This window comes from Sinomonas cyclohexanicum (assembly GCF_020886775.1).
Classification (GTDB): domain Bacteria; phylum Actinomycetota; class Actinomycetes; order Actinomycetales; family Micrococcaceae; genus Sinomonas; species Sinomonas cyclohexanicum.
In genome coordinates this window covers 4,205,423-4,221,601 of the sequence record NZ_AP024525.1, presented here as the reverse complement: position 1 = coordinate 4,221,601, position 16,179 = coordinate 4,205,423, and the positions used below count along the sequence as shown (strand labels likewise).

Annotated in this window: 13 protein-coding genes; 8 read left to right on the top strand and 5 right to left on the bottom strand. The window is 71.6% G+C overall.

The features are described from left to right. Window positions 1–2: 2 nt before the first annotated feature. From SCMU_RS19790 to SCMU_RS19760, 7 genes are all read left to right on the top strand, one after another. Entirely contained in the window at window positions 3–1,091 is a 1,089-nt protein-coding gene (locus SCMU_RS19790) for a Gfo/Idh/MocA family protein (protein WP_229230782.1), read from the top strand. Next, entirely contained in the window at window positions 1,088–3,289 is a 2,202-nt protein-coding gene (locus SCMU_RS19785; protein WP_274602899.1) for an FAD-dependent oxidoreductase, read from the top strand. Before SCMU_RS19790 ends, SCMU_RS19785 begins: the two co-directional genes overlap by 4 nt. Beyond that, window positions 3,286–4,161: a sugar phosphate isomerase/epimerase family protein gene (locus SCMU_RS19780; RefSeq protein WP_229230781.1), complete on the top strand. Its 876-nt coding sequence runs from the start codon at window positions 3,286–3,288 to the stop codon at window positions 4,159–4,161. Before SCMU_RS19785 ends, SCMU_RS19780 begins: the two co-directional genes overlap by 4 nt. Then, window positions 4,158–5,942: an FAD-dependent oxidoreductase gene (locus SCMU_RS19775; RefSeq protein ID WP_229230780.1), complete on the top strand. Its 1,785-nt coding sequence runs from the start codon at window positions 4,158–4,160 to the stop codon at window positions 5,940–5,942. The genes SCMU_RS19780 and SCMU_RS19775 overlap by 4 nt, the downstream gene beginning before the upstream one ends. Window positions 5,943–6,112: 170 nt before the next feature. Further along, on the top strand, window positions 6,113–7,705 hold the full coding sequence (locus tag SCMU_RS19770) for a Na+/H+ antiporter (RefSeq protein WP_229230779.1): 1,593 nt from the start codon (window positions 6,113–6,115) through the stop codon (window positions 7,703–7,705). A 55-nt stretch (window positions 7,706–7,760) separates the two neighbouring features. Continuing rightward, a complete protein-coding gene (locus SCMU_RS19765; RefSeq protein WP_229230778.1) occupies window positions 7,761–8,531 on the top strand; it encodes an ABC transporter ATP-binding protein in 771 nt (256 codons plus the stop codon). Beyond that, window positions 8,524–9,321 carry an ABC transporter permease gene (locus SCMU_RS19760; protein WP_229230777.1) on the top strand — a complete coding sequence of 266 codons (798 nt, stop codon included), beginning with the start codon at window positions 8,524–8,526 and terminating at the stop codon, window positions 9,319–9,321. Before SCMU_RS19765 ends, SCMU_RS19760 begins: the two co-directional genes overlap by 8 nt. Before the next feature lie 51 nt (window positions 9,322–9,372). On the opposite strand, the gene SCMU_RS19755 is transcribed toward SCMU_RS19760, so the two are convergent. Beyond that, window positions 9,373–10,782, bottom strand: coding sequence for an NAD(P)/FAD-dependent oxidoreductase (locus tag SCMU_RS19755; RefSeq protein WP_229230776.1), 1,410 nt, complete (start codon window positions 10,780–10,782; stop codon window positions 9,373–9,375). 147 nt (window positions 10,783–10,929) lie between these two features. Here SCMU_RS19755 and SCMU_RS19750 point away from each other — a divergent pair, with 147 nt between their 5' ends. Next, complete coding sequence (locus SCMU_RS19750; RefSeq protein WP_229230775.1) at window positions 10,930–11,640, top strand: Pr6Pr family membrane protein; 711 nt, start codon at window positions 10,930–10,932, stop codon at window positions 11,638–11,640. A gap of 31 nt (window positions 11,641–11,671) precedes the next feature. Here SCMU_RS19750 and SCMU_RS19745 read toward each other — a convergent pair whose 3' ends face one another. The 4 genes from SCMU_RS19745 to SCMU_RS19730 all read right to left on the bottom strand — a co-directional run bounded on the left by SCMU_RS19745 (window position 11,672) and on the right by SCMU_RS19730 (window position 15,885). Then, complete coding sequence (locus SCMU_RS19745) at window positions 11,672–12,019, bottom strand: LapA family protein (RefSeq protein WP_229230774.1); 348 nt, start codon at window positions 12,017–12,019, stop codon at window positions 11,672–11,674. Window positions 12,020–12,302: 283 nt separating this feature from the next. Continuing rightward, a complete protein-coding gene (locus SCMU_RS19740) occupies window positions 12,303–14,198 on the bottom strand; it encodes an FAD-binding monooxygenase (protein WP_229230773.1) in 1,896 nt (631 codons plus the stop codon). Between the two features lie 175 nt (window positions 14,199–14,373). Then, window positions 14,374–15,450, bottom strand: coding sequence for a zinc-binding dehydrogenase (locus SCMU_RS19735; RefSeq protein WP_229230772.1), 1,077 nt, complete (start codon window positions 15,448–15,450; stop codon window positions 14,374–14,376). A 36-nt stretch (window positions 15,451–15,486) separates the two neighbouring features. Continuing rightward, a complete protein-coding gene (locus SCMU_RS19730; RefSeq protein ID WP_229230771.1) occupies window positions 15,487–15,885 on the bottom strand; it encodes a cupin domain-containing protein in 399 nt (132 codons plus the stop codon). Window positions 15,886–16,179: the final 294 nt, after the last annotated feature.

The following is a 16,179-nucleotide window of genomic DNA, read 5'->3' as shown; positions in this document are numbered from 1 at the left end:
CGATGACCACCAAGCAGTACCGTGTCGGGATCGTCGGCTGCGGCGCCATCAGCCGCAACCACCTCGAGGCGTTCGCCGCGATTCCCGAGGCCGCCGTCGTGGCGGTGTGCGACGTCGATGCCGACCGCGCCCGCCAGACCGCCGAGACCTGGGGGATCGCCGAGGCGTTCGGCTCGGTCGAGGAGCTCCTCGCCGCCGGCGTGGACATCGTCTCCGTCTGCACCCCGCACCCCACGCACGAGTCCGTGGTCCTCGCCGCCGCGGCGGCCGGCGTCCACGTGCTCTGCGAGAAGCCGATCGCGATCGACCTTCCCTCCGCCGAGCGCATGGTCGCCGCGTGCGACGCCGCGGGCGTGCGTCTCGGGGTCCTCTTCCAGCGCCGCTTCTGGCCCGCAGCGCAGCGGCTCCGGGCGGCGATCGACGACGGCACGCTCGGCCGCCCGATCCTCGGCCACGCGTCCGTGCTCCTGCACCGCGATCCCTCCTACTACAGTGCCGCAGCGTGGCGAGGGACCTGGGCCACCGACGGCGGCGGCGTGCTCATGACCCAGGCGATCCACTACATCGACCTCCTGCAGTGGCTCATGGGCGAGGTCGTCGAGGTGCACGGCCACATCGGCACGTTCAGGCACGCGATCGAGGTCGAGGACACTTCGGCCGCCGTGCTGCGCTTCGCCTCCGGCGCGATGGCCACCGTCTCCGCCTCCACCGCCGCCACCCCGAGCCTGGGCATCAGCATCCGAGTCACCGGGGCGACGGGCGCGACCGCCGAGCTCAGCGAGTTCCCCGAGGGCACCGACGGCCGCGTGACGGTCTTTGCCCGCGGCGGGACCATCGAGTCCGAGCCTGTGCACCCCGCCAGCGTCGACCCGAACGTGGACCTCGCCGCGATCAACGGCCAGCTCATCCCGCACCACACGGCCCAGATCCTGGACTTCGTCGCGGCGCTCAGCGCGAATGACGGCGCGGGCCGCGATCCCGCCGTCACCGGCCCGGACGCCACCGCGGCCCTCAGGATCCTCCTGGCCGTGTACGAGTCCTCCCGCACCGGCCGCCCCGTCACCTTCTCCCGAGAGGACGCCTTCGCATGAACCCCGCCAGCAGCCCCCTGGCCCCGACCCCGCTGACCCTCGGCCGCAACGGCCGCCCGCAGCGCACGCTCCGCAACCGCCTCGTGAGCTCCCCGATGGAGCGCAACTACGGCACGACGGACGGCCGGATGACCGTCCAGTACGCGGACTACCTCGTGACGCGCGCGAAGGCCGGCCTCGCAATCGTCACGACCGAGGCCACCTACGTCCGCGCCGACGGCAAGGGACGCACCCACCAGCTCGGCCTGCACAGCGATGCCGTGATCCCCGGGTTCCGCGAGCTCGCCGACGCGGTCCACGCGGCGGGCGCCCTGGCCGCCGTCGAGATCAACCACGGGGGCCGCACGGCGCAGTCCGCGGTGAGCGGGCTCCCGCCCGTCGCCCCGGCGGCCGTGCCGTGCGAGATCGCGGGCGGCGAGATGCCCTGCGCCCTCTCCACCGAGGAGTGCTACGAGCTCATCGACGCGTATGCCGCCGCGGCGCGCCGTGCGGTCGAGGCCGGCTTCGATGTCATCAACATCCACGGCGGCCACGGCTACCTCATCCACCAGTTCATGTCCGCGCGCACCAACGGCCGTGCCGACGAGTTCGGCGCCCCGGAGCACTTCCCGAACCTCGTGATCCGCGCCGTCCGGGCCGCCGCACCGGAGGCCCTCGTGGGCATGCGGATCTCCATGGTCGAGGGCGTATCGCCATCGGAAGGGGGCCTGGACGCCGAGCAGACCCTCGACGTCGTGTCCCGCCTCGACCTCGATGCGCTCGACTTCCTCGACCTCTCGGCCGGCTCCTACGAGGCCGGCGAGTGGATCGTGCAGTCCGGCGAATGGAAGCCCGGCGTCCTGTCCGACTACGCCCGCGCGTACCGCCGGTTCGGCCTCCCGCTCGGCATGGCCGGGCGCCTCAACTCGCCCGAGGCGATCGAGCGCGTCCTCGCCGACGCCGTGTGCGACTTCGTTTCCCTCGGCCGCGCCGTCCACGCCGACCCGGACTTCGTGCCGGCCGTCCTCGGCCGCGGCCTTCCCGGCAACGCCGGCTACAGGCCCTGCATCGCGTGCAACGTGTGCATCGACAACCTCGGCCTCGGCCAGGTCACGTGCACGGTCAACCCGGCCGTCGGGCGCTCGCGGGTGCCCGTGCCGACACCGAGGGTGCGCGGCGAGGCTGTGCGCGTCGAAGCGGAGGGGGCACGCGCCGTCGTGCGCCACGTCGCTGCGCCCCACGTCGCAGTCCTCGGGGCCGGCCCGTCCGGCCTGACCGCGGCGCGCGAGCTCGCCGAGGCCGGCGCGCGCGTGACGCTGCTGGACGCGGGGGAGCTGATCGGCGGCCAATTCGCGCTGGCCGCCCGCATGCGCCCCACCCCGGACTTCCACCGGTACCTCGACTGGAACCGCGCCGAGCTGGTACGGCTTGGCGTCGACGTGCGCCTCGGCGCCCGCTTCGATCCTGCGGACCTCGCGGCGCTGGCGCGGGAGCTCGGGGCGGACGGGATCGTCGTCGCCACCGGCGGGGCCCGGCCGGGTCACGGCTTCCGGGTCACCGGGGACGGTGCTGACAACGCCGCGCACGACGGCGTGCTCGACGCCGTGCTCGACATCCGGGACTGGCTCACCGGTCACTCCGGCCTCCTCGCCGGCACCGAGACGGCCCCGGAGGCTGTGACGATCTGGGGTGCGGACTCCGTCGCGATGTCCGCGGCGGACACCCTCGCGACGCGCGGCACGAGGGTCCTCCTTGTCGGGCCGGAGCAGGTGATCGCCCCCGAGTCGGGCCGCCGCGCCAAGATCCTCGCCGTCCCGCGGCTCGAGGCGAATCCGGACGTGCGGATCGTGCTCGACTCTCGCATCGTCGAGGCCGAGGCCCCCGGCACGCCTGCCGGCCGCGTCCGCGTGGTCGGGCCGGACGGCGAGCGGTGGCTCGAGGCCCCCGGGCCGGTCCTGGTCTCGCGCGGCGTGGTCCCGCTCGGCGCCGCAGTGGACCGCGAGGGCCGCGAGGCCGCGCTCGGCCTCGGCGCCGGGGTGCCGGTGGTGCTCGCTGGGACGGTCGTGGACCAGCTGCCGCCCACGGCGTCGAATGCGATCAAGAGCGGGTACGACGCTGCGCAGCGCCTCGCCCACGTCCTTGCCGCGGGCATCGCCCCCACCGCCTCGGCCGACGCGCCCGCCGCCCAGTCCCGCGCCCTCGAAGGAGCCCTCGCATGACCGCCCCGCACGTTCCAGCTCCCGGACGGCGCCGCGAGGTGGGCCTCGCCCAGCTCTCGCTGCTCGAGACGGCGCCGCCGGAGCTTGTGCTCATCGCGGCCGAGGCGGGCTTCGACTTCATCGGCGCCCGGGTCCGCCACGTGACTTCGGCCGAGCGGCCCTACGACCTCCAGCCGGGCTCGCCGATGCTCGCTGAGACGCTCGCGAACGTCCGCTCGACCGGCGTCCGGATCGTGGACATCGAGTTCCTCCTGATGGACGGAGGCGACCAGCGCGACGCGTGGCTGCGCATGTTCGAGGCCGGCCAGGCCCTCGGCGCGCGGACCATGACCGTGGCCGGCGCCGACCCCGAGCCAGCCCGCTTCGCCGACAGCCTGGCCCAGATGACCGAGGACGGCCGGGCCTTCGGCATCACGCCCACGCTCGAGCCCATCTCGTACCAGCACATCAACTCGCTCGGGTCCGCGGCCCGGGCGGCGCGGGCCGCGGGCGCCTGGGTCGTGGTGGACACCCTGCACTTCCGCCGCTTCGGCGGGAGCCTGCCCGAGCTCGCCGGCATCGCGGACCTCGTCCCCATGCTCCAGCTCTGCGACGCCCCCGCCGGGCGCCCCGCCGACCGCGAAGGCCTCGTCCATGAGTCGCGCGCCGCCCGCCTCGCCCCCGGCGAGGGCGGCCTGGACCTCGCCGAGATCGTCGCCGCGCTGCCGAGCAGCACCCCGGTGAGCGTCGAAGCGCCGTCCCCCGCCGACGTCGTGCGCCTCGGCGAGCTCGGCTGGGCCCGCCATCTCAGGCAGGCCGCCGACGCCGTCCTCACCCAAGCCCAGACCCTCAGCCCCATCCTGCCCGCTGCCTCGAACGGAGCCCTCGCATGACCGCCCCCGTCCCGCCCGCCCCGCCCGCCCGTCCCACCGTCGACACCGATGTCCTCGTCATCGGCTCCGGCGCCGGCGGCCTCGCCGCGGCCGTGACGGCGGCGTACCACGGGCTCCGCGTCGTGGTGGTCGAAAAGGCCGAGGTGTGCGGCGGCGCGACCGCGTGGTCCGGCGGTTGGGCCTGGACCCCCGGCAACCCGCTGGCCAAGGCCGACGGCGTCGACGAGGACCCTGAACGGTTCCGCACCTACCTGCGCCACCGTCTCGGCGAGAGGTACGACGCCGCACGGATCGACGCGTTCCTCGAGGCCGTCCCGCACATGGTCGGCTTCTTCGAGGAGAAGACGAGCCTGCAGTTCACTCCCGGCGCGAAGATCAGGGACATCTACGGCAAGACTCCCGAGGCGGGCACGGGCCATCGGTCCGTCGGGCCCGCGCCCATCAATGCCCGGCGCCTGTCCAAGCGCGTCCAGAAGCTCCTCCGGGGGCAGCTGTACGAGACGTCGTTCCTCGGCATGGGCATCATGGCCGGGCCCGACCTGACAAAGTTCCTCTCGGCGTCCCAGGGCAGCCTCCAGGGCATCGCGTACTCGGCGTGGCGCGTGGGCCGGCACGTGCTCGACATGGCCGTGCACCGCAAGGGCATGCAGCTCGTGAACGGCACCGCGCTCGTGGGGCGGCTCCTGCAGAGCGCCGAGGATCTGGGTGCGGACGTGCGCGTCTCGACGCCCGCGGTCCGGCTGCTCTCCGAGGGCGGCCGGATCACGGGTGCTGTGGTGCGGGGCCCCCAGGGCGAGTACGAGATCAACGCTGCGCGCGGCGTCGTGCTCGCGGCCGGGGGGTTCCCGAACGACGTCGAGCGGCGGCGCGAGCTGTTCCCCAAGACGCCGACCGGCCGCGAGCACTGGACCCTCGCGCCGAAGGAGACGAGCGGCGACGGGATCACGCTCGGCGAGTCCGTCGGGGCGAAGTTCGTCACGGACGTCGAGTCTCCGGCGGCGTGGTGCCCCGTGTCGCTCGTCCCGTACGCGAAGGGGACAGTGGGCACGTTCCCGCACATCATGGACCGCGCGAAGCCCGGCTCCATCGGCGTGCGCCGGGACGGGCGACGGTTCGTCAACGAGGCCAACGGCTACTACGACTACGTCTCTGCGCTCGTTGCGGCCACGCCCGAGGGCGAGGCGGTCGAGTCGTGGCAGGTCGCCGACTCGCGGTTCGTGCGGAAGTACCCGCTGGGCATGGCCAAGCCGTTGCCCGTGCCGCTGTTCCCGTACCTGCGCTCGGGCTACCTCAAGCGCGGGCGGACGCTCGAGGAGCTCGCCGCGAAGTGCGGGATCGACCCGGCCGGGCTGCGCGAGACCGTGGCGCAGTTCAACGAGGGCGCGCGTCGCGGCGTCGACCCCGAGTTCGAGCGGGGCGAGACCGAGTTCAACCGCTACGGCGGCGATCCGAAGGTGGGGCCGAACCCCTCGCTCGCGCCGATCGAGAAGGGCCCGTTCTACGCTGTCAAGGTAGTGCCCGGGTCCTTCGGGACGTTCGCGGGGCTCGCCGCCGACGGGCGGGCGCGGGTCCTGCGCGCCGACGGCTCCGCGATCCCCGGGCTGTTCGTGGCCGGCAACGACCAGGCCAGCATCATGGGCGGCTACTACCCGGCCGGAGGCATCAACCTCGGGCCCGCGCTCACCTTCGGGTACGTGGCGGGTCGCGAGCTCGCCGGCGCCGAGGCGTACGAGGACGACGGCACGCTGCCGGCCGGCCAGGAGGCGCTCGCCGGCGCGTAGGGCGTGCGATTCTGCTCATTGTCGCGTTCCGGGCGGGCCACGGGGCCCGGTTTCCCGCGCGTTCCCACGCGCCCTGAGCTCGAGTCCGAGCAGAACCGCGCACCCCCGGTACCCGCCCACCCCGCGCGGGCGTACATTCGATGGCAGGTCTCACCCGTGGGAGGTGTGCCATGCTCGGTCTGGAACTCATCGTCGCCCTCGGCGCGGCGGTCGTCCTCGGAAGCCTGCTTGCGCCGCACGTGAGGGTCAGCCAGCCGGTCGTCCTGATCGCGTGCGGCCTCGCGCTGAGCCTCATTCCGGTGTTCCGCGGTGTCGGCCTGCCGCCGGAGACCGTCCTGCTGCTGTTCCTCCCTGCGCTGCTGTACTGGGAGAGCCTCACCACGTCGCTGCGGGAGATCCGCCGGTTCATCCGCGGCATCATGCTCTCCGCCACGCTCCTGGTGGTCATCACGGCGGCGGCAGTCGCCGCGGTCGCGCACGCGCTCGGCCTGGACTGGGGGTCGGCGTGGATCCTCGGCGCGGCCGTGGCCCCGACGGACGCGACCGCCGTCGCAGCCCTCGGCAAGGCGCTGCCCCGTCGGCAGATCACGGTGCTGCGCGCCGAGAGCCTCATCAACGACGGCACGGCGCTCGTCGTGTACGGCGTCGCGCTCAGCGCGGCGGCCGGCGCGGGTGAGTTCAGCGTCCTGTTGGTGACCGGCGAGTTCCTCTACTCGTTCCTGGGCGGCGCCGCGGTGGGCGTCGCGGCCGGCTGGGCGATGCTCGAGGCCCGGCGGAGGATCGAGAATGCGCTAGTCGGCAACGCGGCCACGATCCTGACCCCCTTCGTCGCGTTCCTCGGTGCCGAGCTCGTCCACGCGTCGGCCGTCCTCGCTGTCGTGGCGTGCGGCCTCTACCTGTCGCGGACCGCCCCGCTGGCCGTCTCGGCGTACACGCGCCAGCAGACCATCGCCGTCTGGTCGCTCGCGAGCTTCATGCTCAACGGCGCCCTGTTCGTGCTCGTGGGCCTCCAGCTGCCCGCGGCGGCGGCCGGGCTCTGGGCCTCCGAGGGCCGCGCCGGCGGGCAGGCGATCGGGCAGGTCCTGCTCGTCGGCGTCGCCGTGTACGCGGCGATCCTGATGACGCGCCTCGCGGTGCTGGTCCTCTCCGCCTACGTGATCCGCGCCGTCGACCGCCGCCCCTACCAGCGCCAGCTGCGCACCACGAACCGCGCGAGGGTCATGAGCACGACGGCGGGCTTCCGCGGCGCGGTCTCGCTCGCCGTCGCCCTCTCGATCCCCGACGGCGGCCAGTACCCCGGGCGCAACGCGATCGTGTTCGTGACGGCGTTCGTGGTGGTCGCGTCGCTCGTGGTCCAGGGGCTCGCCCTGCCCACCGTGATCCGATGGGCGCGCATCCCCACGGACACCTCCGTCACGGAGGAGCTCATGCTCGCCAAGCGCACCGCGGCGGAGGAGGCGTTCCGGGCCCTGCCGGACCTCGCGCGCGAGCTGCGGATCGACGACGAAGTGCTCGAGCGCGTCCACGCCGAGTACGACGAGCACCTCGCGGCGATGAACGCGGGCTTCGACGACAGCCAGGACCCGGCCGTCGTGCGGACGCGCCAGTACACGCGCCTGCGCCTCGCGCTCATCAGCCACAAGCGCGCCACCGTGGTGCGCCTCCGCGACGCACGCACCATCGACGACACCGTCTTGAGGACGATCCAGAACCAGCTCGACGCCGAGGAGCTGCGGCTCGCGAGGCCGCAGGAAACCGAGTAGCCCCGCTCAGCGAACTCACACGGTTTCCTCAGGCAACCGGCCGTACGATCGAGGCATGGAAGACGAGTCGGTCCTTGACGTGCACGACTTGGTGGTCCGCTATGGACCCCAGACGGCCGTCGACGGACTGACGTTCTCGGTGCGCCGCGGCGAGATCTTCGGGCTGCTGGGCCCGAACGGGGCCGGCAAGACGTCGACGTTGAGCGTGATCGAGGGCCTCCGGAGGCCCGACGCCGGCCGCGTCACCGTCGCGGGGTACGACGCCGTGCACGCGCCCGCCGCCCTCAAGGCGAGCCTCGGCGTGCAGCTGCAGGCCTCGAGCTTCCAGCCCGAGCTGAGGATCGAGGACATCACCCGACTGTATGCGGGACTCTACGGCGTGCGGATCACCGGCAGGCAGATCGGGGAGCGGCTCCGCGACGCGGGCCTCTCCCAGGAGGCCGGCAAGCCGTTCAAGAAGCTCTCCGGCGGCCAGCAGCAGCGCTTCTCGCTCATGGTCGCCACGCTGCACAATCCGAGCATCCTGCTCCTCGACGAGCCCACCACCGGCCTCGACCCCCAGTCCCGCCGGGGGCTCTGGGACCGCATCGAGGAGTCTCGGCGGGCCGGTGGCAGCGTCCTGCTCACCACGCACTCGATGGAGGAGGCCCAAGCGGTGTGCGACCGGGTCGCGATCATGGACCACGGGAAGCTCCTGGCCCTCGGTGCCCCGGGCGAGCTGGTGGCAGAGCACCGCGGAGACCCGCGCGTGCTCGCCGTCGCCCACGGGGACGTGACCCTCGAGGACGTGTTCATCGGGCTGACAGGAAAGGCTATCCGTGACTGACTTCCCTCTCCAGCCGGGCGCCGCCGGTCGCGCGCCCGAGGCGGCCCACGCGCCGTCGACCGCCCTCGCCGTCCGCGCGCTCCTGACCGCGGATGGGATGGTGCTCCTGCGCAGCCGCCAGATCATCCTGCTGAACTTCGTGGTGCCGATCGCGATCCTGTTCATCACGAACCGAGGCGGCAGCCGGATCGGCAACCCGGGCTTCCTCATCGGCATGGCCCTCACCTACGGGCTCCTGTCCTCGGGGCTCATCGCGTACTCGACCACGCTCGCGGGCGACCGCGCCGCGGGCGTCTTCCAGCGGCTGCGCGTGACCCCCGCGCCGACGTGGGCCATCATGGGCAGCCGGCTTGCGGTGCAGTTCGCAGCGGACATCGTCATGGGCATCGTCGTGATGATCGTCGGCAGCATCATCCACAATGTCGTGTTCACGCCAAGCGTGTACGTGCTCATCCTCGTCGTCTCGCTCCTCGGCGCCGCGGTGTTCCTCGCCATCGGCCAAGCGCTCGTGGGGCTCGTGAAGTCGGCGGGGGTCGTCAACGCGATCGCGCGCGTGCTCTACATCGTCCTGTTCCTGGCCGGCATCCTCGGCCCGACCGGGATCCTCGGCGACGACTTCAAGAACTTCTCCTCGTGGACGCCTGTCGGGGCGCTCATGGAGCTGTTCGGGGCGGTGACGGCCGCCGGGACGTGGTCGGCGCAGAACACGTGGCAGGTCGTGGCGCTGCTGGGCTACGCGGCGGTGTTCGCCGGGATCGGGATCCGCTGGTTCCGCTGGGAGGCGGAGTAGGGCGCACGACGGCGCGGGCGGTGCCGCCCGATCCTCGCCGCCGTGCGCGCCTCATGCAGGGGCCCCATGCTCCGCGGTGAGGAGCCGCTCGAGGTTCGCGGGGGCTGCACGGACCGCGGCCCCATACCGGTGGAGGAGTTCGAGTCTCTCGGGCTGGTCCGGGGTCACCGCGCTGGCCAGCGCCGAGAAGCGATCCAGCCGTGAGCGGAGGATCCACTGCCGTAGGTCGGGGCTCTCCCGCCAGAGGCTCTGGTTGGCGAGGTTCGCGATCATGAGCCGAGGCCAGTCGTGGGGGCTGTCCGGCATGGGAATGGGGCGGCACAGTGCGTTCTTCTCGCCGTCGTCGTCGACTGTCACCTCAAGGTGGGCAACAAGGGCGGCGCTGAAGGTGGGCTGGAGCGAGCGCACCATCTGGGTCAGGATCTTCGGGCCGTCGAAGATGGGCAGCGGCGGCCGGCGCGGAACTCCTCGGGCCGAGCAGTCGATGTAGAGCCGCTGAGGATCCGAGCCTATGGTGCCGCGGTCGAGGACCATCCGCGTCGGCTCGATCCGCCGAAGGCGCCCGAGCCGCGCCACATTGCGGATCGAACGGAGGGCGTTGAGCTCGGTGGCCGAGATCGAAGCGCCGTGGTACATGGTCGGTGTGACCGCGCGGTCGAGGCGCAGAAGCTGCCGGGCGTCCTCGAGTCGTTCGAACAGCTCGTGGATCGTCGTGGCCGACGCCGCGATCTCGGCCTGCACCGCGAATCCGCCGAACACGTCGTCGAAGAACTGCGCTCTGGGCTGCATCGTCACCCGGTTGACGAACCAGGCGTCACGCGGCACGATCCACGTGATCAGGTCTGGATCCACGCGGTTCGCCAGGAGCCACAGGCACACATCGATCCCGGTCTTGCCGCCACCTATCACCACGAATCCGGAAGAGGCTCCATCGATCCGCGCCAGCCCATTGGGCGGAATGCACTGAAGGCCGTCGGCCACCTCGTAGTTGGGCGGGTGGGTCGAGGGGACCTCGGTGCCGAAGTAGGTCGTGTCGATGATCCTGCGCCGGACGCGGACCCCGCTGGTCTCGCCGGTCACGCGGGACCTGACGCGGTGGCGCTGCGCGAAATCGCCTGTGTACTCAGTCATCGGCAGGTACTGGATCCGCCCCGAGGCAGCGAACTCATGCATGAGGTCCTCGTAGTAGGCGAGGATGGTCGCGGCGCCCGCACGCCCGGACATGCCGTGGTCGAGAGGGTCGTCCTCGTCCAACGCGCCGAGCTCACGGTAGTTCACGCCGTAGAACGCCGATGGCGTGTGGAGGCGGATGAACGGGTACGCGTCGTTCCAATGGCCGCCCGGGGCGTGGTGGCGGTCGACGACGACCATCGTCCGGTCTGTCTCATGGAACAGCACGTCGGCGAACGCCATCCCGACCGCGCCGCTGCCGACGATGAGGTAATCCGCTTCGAGGTTCACGTGGGCTCCCATCCGACCGTCAGCCTGCGGGCGCCGTCGTGCGTCCGTCTCCGACGCGGGACCTTCCGAAAGGAGTGTCCCACCGCTGGGGCATCGCCGGTACTTTCGACTCTGGGGGCGCCGGCTGTGCAGCAGGAGACTGTGGCTATGAGCGGCACATCGACGCTGATCCCTCCGGTTGACCGCAACCTCGCCCTCAACAGTGCGCTCGCCCCGGACCGCCTCTGGGTCCGCCTCGTGCGCGCCGTCGTCGGCGTGGCCGTCCTCGTGGCTCTCATCCAGAAGACGTTCGACGCGACCATGCCGACCAACGATGTGGACATCCCGCAGCTCTACTCGGAGTTCACGGTCCAGTCCAACCTCGCTGTCGGGCTCGTCCTCATCGCGTCCGCGGCCTGGCCACGCGCGAGGCTCCCGCTCTGGTGGGACCACCTCTTCGGCGCGCTCGCGTTCTACATGGTGATGACCGGAATCATCTACGTGGTCCTCGTCGCCCCGCCCGAGGAACCGTGGTGGACGCTGAACATGTACTGGCCGCAGATGATCCACCACCGCATCGTCCCGCTCGTGATGGCGCTGGACTGGATCTTCGTCACGCGCACGGTCCACGGCCGGTGGTGGCGCCCGCTCGTCTGGATGATCTACCCGGCCGCGTTCCTGGCCTTCTCGTGGATCCGAGGCGCGATCGATGGCTGGTACGTCTACGACTTCCTCGACCCGACGCTCGACGGCGGGTGGACGGGCGTGTTCGCCACGACTGGCCAGGTGCTGGTCGCCTTCCTCGTCGTCGCCGTCCTCATTCACGTCGCAGGCAACGTGCGCGTGGCACTGGCGGCAGGCCGCGGCCACCGTGAGTGACTGACCGCCGAACGACCAGCAGCCCCGGGCGTCAGCGAGCGGACGGCGGTGTGCGCCGCGCGCGGCGTGCCGCGGCACGCAGCTGGAAGATCCGCACGGCACCGGCGATCGCCACGAGCACCCCGCCGGCCACGGCGGCGATGAAGAGCGCAAGACCGAGCGGCACCGGGCCGACGAGCCCTAGGAAGTGGACCTGCACCACGTCCTGGTTCTGGATGAAGAAGACCACGAGCAGGATGAAGACGGCCAGACCGGCGATGACCGCCGTCCAGGCCGCCCCCGCCCGCGTGACGCGGGGCTCGGAGGGCTGCGGCGTGGCCGGGCGCGGCGCGGCAGGATGCGGCTTGGCGGGGGTGGGCTCGTCTGGACGCGGGGCCATGGGCGTGGGCTCGTCGGCCTGAGACCGGCGTGCTGGGGGCTCCGCCGGTTGCCCAGCGCGCGGGTCTCGCTCGTTGCCCGCGGGATCCGTAGTCATCGGCGCCCCTTGTCCGTCTCGGCGATGTCGCATGGACGTCCCCCAGCCAAACACGACCCGGGGAGGCTGCAAGCCGCGACACGCCGTTCCGCTCAAGCCTGCCCTCGATCTGGCGCACGACGACGCGGGGCCGCCTCCCGTACGGAAGGCGGCCCCGCGGCGTCGTGCGTTGGCCCGGCCGGTCGGGTCAGACCTGCGCCGCGGCGTGGCCCTTCATGACGCCCGAGAAGAACGCGCCGAGCTCGTCGGTCGCGGCGAGCGGGACGATCGCGGCCACGTACTGGTCGGGGCGGACCACCACGACCACGCCGTCACGGCTGAGCCCACGCTCAGCGAAGATGTCGTGGGTCGCGGAGGCGCCGAAGACGTTCTCGAGGTCGTTGAGCTGGAACGGTCCGACCAGCGGCTTGAAGACCGCCGGGACGTCGTTGAGGTCGAACGTGTGGTGGTCCTGCTGGTAGACCGCCTTGACGTCGAACCATGCGTTGCGGTCCAGGCCCTCGGGGGTCGCAACGATCGGGGAAGCCGGGTCGTTGCCGAGCCACTCGGCGAACTTCTCCATCGTGGAGCCCTCGGTGCCGGCCTTGGCCTCGTCCGAGAACGCGTAGATGCGCCAGCGGCCGTCCGCCTGGGCGAGGTGGCCGATGTGCAGCGGGTTCGTGTCCGAGATGCGCACGGCCTTGGCGGACTTGAACCGCTTCCCCAGCGGGAAGCCGGTCGCGAGGTCCTGGTGCTTGGCGTCGCCCACGATCATCGACGAGTGGTACTCGGTCATGAAGCCGGCCGGGAACTCGGCCGTGCGCACGTAGAAGTCGGCGAGCTCCGAGGGGCTCTCGAAGTCCTCCGGGTTCTTGGCCATCATCGAGGACCACGTGCGGTCGAAGTCGATGAGGTTCTGCGCGATGACCTGGCGCTCGGCGGTGTAGGTGGAGAGCAGGCTCTCGGGGCTGCGGCCCTCGAGGACGTGACCGAGCTTCCAGCCGATGTTGAAGCCGTCCTGCATCGAGACGTTCATGCCCTGGCCGGCCTTGGCGGAGTGCGTGTGGCACGCGTCGCCGGTGATGAAGACGCGCGGCATGCGGGTGCCGGCCTCTGCCGTGGGGACGTCGTCGAAACGGTGGGTGACGCGGTGGCCCACCTCGTAGACGCTGTTCCACGCGACGCTCACGTCCACCGAGTACGGGTGCAGGATCTTGTTGGCCTTCTCGATGATCGTCTCGAGCGGGGTCTCGCGGATCTTGCCGTTGTCGTCGTCCGGCACCACGCCGAGGTCCACGTACATGCGGAACAGGTAGCCGCCCTCGCGGGGGATGTGGAGGATGCTGCCGCCGTCGTGGGACTGGATGGCGCACTTGGTGCGGATGTCAGGGAAGTCGGTGTTCGCGAGGACGTCCATGACGCCCCACGCGTGGTTGGCGCGGTCGCCGCTCATCTCGCAGCCGATCGCGTCGCGGACCTTGGAGCGGGCGCCGTCGGAGCCGACCACGTACTTGGCCTTGACGGTGCGCTCCTGGCCCTCGTGGTGGGAAGTGCCGGCGAGCTTGACCGTGACGGGGTACTCGCCCTCGCCGATCTCGAGGCTGACGAACTCCCAGCCGTAGTCCGGCTCCATCCGGGTGGGGGAGTTCTTCATGACGTCCGCGAAGTAGTCCAGGACGCGGGCCTGGTTCACGATCAGGTGCGGGAACTCGCTGATGCCCATCTCGTCATCCACAGCGCGGGAGGTGCGGATGATGTTCTGCGGGTTCTCGGGGTCCGGGGACCAGAAGTTCATCTCGGTGATGTGGTACGCCTCGGCGATGATCTCGGGGGCGAAGCCGAACGCCTGGAACGTCTCGACGCTGCGGGCCTGGATGCCGTCCGCCTGGCCGATCTCGAGGCGGCCGCCGCGGCGCTCGACGATGCGCGTGGTCACGTCCGGGAACTGGGAGAGCTGGGCTGCGGTGATCATGCCCGCGGGCCCGGTGCCGACGATCAGGACGTCCACCTGCTCTGGGAGTTCCGCCGGGCGGTTGATGCCGACGCCGGCGGCGGGCTGGACCTTCGGATTCGTGGACACGTAGCCGTGGTGGTGGAACTGCACGGTTTCCTCACTTCTCTGTGCGGGTGTTCTATATTAGAACTCAGTGTTCTAATATCGCTCACATCGATGGTACGTGAGGAGTGGGCCGTGCCACAAGGGCGCCTTCCGGGCCCGTCCACGGGCTTGGAAGGCGCCCCTGCGTTGAAGGGTCACTTCCCGGTGCCGCGGGGCCGCCTCACGGACGCACGAGCACCTTGAGGGACACTCGGGCGTCCATGGCCTTGTACCCTTCGGGGACGTCGTCGAGGCCGATCACCCGGTCGAAGACCCGACCGGGCTGCACGGACCCGTCCAGGACTCCGGGCAGAAGCTGCTCGATGTACGCGCGCACGGGAGCGGGCCCGCCCGTGAGCGTGACGTTCTTGCCGAACAGCGAGCCGAAGCCCACCGGCGCCTCCTCGTACTGCGGCACCCCCACGCGCGAGATCACGCCGCCGGGGCGGACGATCCCCACCGATTGCCCATATGCAGGCATGTGGCCTACCGCCTCGAGGACCTTGTGCGCGCCGTGTCCGCCCGTGAGCTCGAGCACCCGCTCGATCCCCTCGGTCCCGCGCTCCGCCACGACGTCGGTCGCGCCGAACTCGCGGCCCAGGTCCGTGCGGTCCCGATGCCGGCCCATGAGAATGATCCGCTCGGCGCCCATCTGCCGCGCCGACAGCACAGCCATGAGGCCCACCGCGCCGTCGCCCACGACGGCGACCGTGTCCCCCGCGCCGACGCGCGCCATCCGCGCGGCGTGCCAGCCGGTGCCGTAGACGTCGGAGAGGGTGAGGAGCGAGGCCACCAGAGCGTCGTCGCGCGCGGCGTCGCCGTCCGCGCCGGCAACCCCCGGCACCTTCACGAGGGTGCCGTCCGCGAGGGGGACGCGCACGGCCTCGGCCTGGCCGCCGCCGGAGGGCGCGCCGTCGATCGCCGGGGCGTTCCAGAACCCGCCGCGCACGCACGAGGTCTGCAGGCCCTCACGGCAGAACTCGCACTCTCCGCAGGAGATCGCGAACGGCGCGATGACGAAGTCGCCGGGGGAGAGGGTCGCGACCTCGGCCCCGACCTCCTCGACCACGCCGATGAACTCGTGGCCCATCGATTTGCCTTCGGGGGTGCTGGGCATCGAGTGGTAGGGGTGCAGGTCCGAGCCGCAGATGCACGCGCTCGTGACGCGTACGAGGGCGTCCCTCGGGGACTGGAGGGCGGCGTCGGGGACGTCGAGGACGCGGACGTCGCCCGCGCCGAACATGTAGGTGGCCTTCATGGATTCCTTCTGGGGGTCAGGTTCTGGGGGTCAGTTCTAGTTGGCGGCGGCGTACGCGGCGTCGTCGACAGGCTCGAGCCAGGTGGTCGGGTCGGCCTGTCCGTCGCCCACGAGCATCGCCATGTGGGCCATCGCGGCGCCCGCGGTCGCGCCGTGCCAGTGCTCCTCGCCGGGCGCGCACTCGACGGTCTCGCCCGGCGCGGCGGCGACCACGCGCCCGTCCCTGGTGCCGACGAGCGCCGTCCCCGTGAGGACGTGGAGCGTCTGGCCGAGCGCGTGGACGTGCCAGTTGGTGCGCGCGCCCGGGAAGAAGCGGACGACGGCGGCGGCGAGCCACGCCGGCTCGGCCGGCGCGGAGACGGTGGTCACCTCGACATGGCCGGTGAAGCGCTGGGCCGGGGCTATGACGGGCGCGGTTGCGGGAATGAGTTCCATGGTTCTCTCCTTCTAAGAGTCACGTTCTGGGAGTCGCGTTCTGGGAGTCAGCTTCTGGGAGTCGCGTTCTGACGCGAAGGTTCGAAGAATCTTCGCGTCACCACGGTGCGCCCCGCAGGCGGCGCCCCATGCTGGGGGTCAGCTTCTGGAGGGCACTTTCTGGGGGTCAGCTTCTGGAGGTCACGTCCCGCGGGTGCGCGTGGGGACAACCCACGCGAGGTGCCCCTCAGGAGGTGCCCCTCAGGAGGTGACCCTCAGGAGGCGCCCCTCAGGAGGTGCCACTCAGGAGGTGAC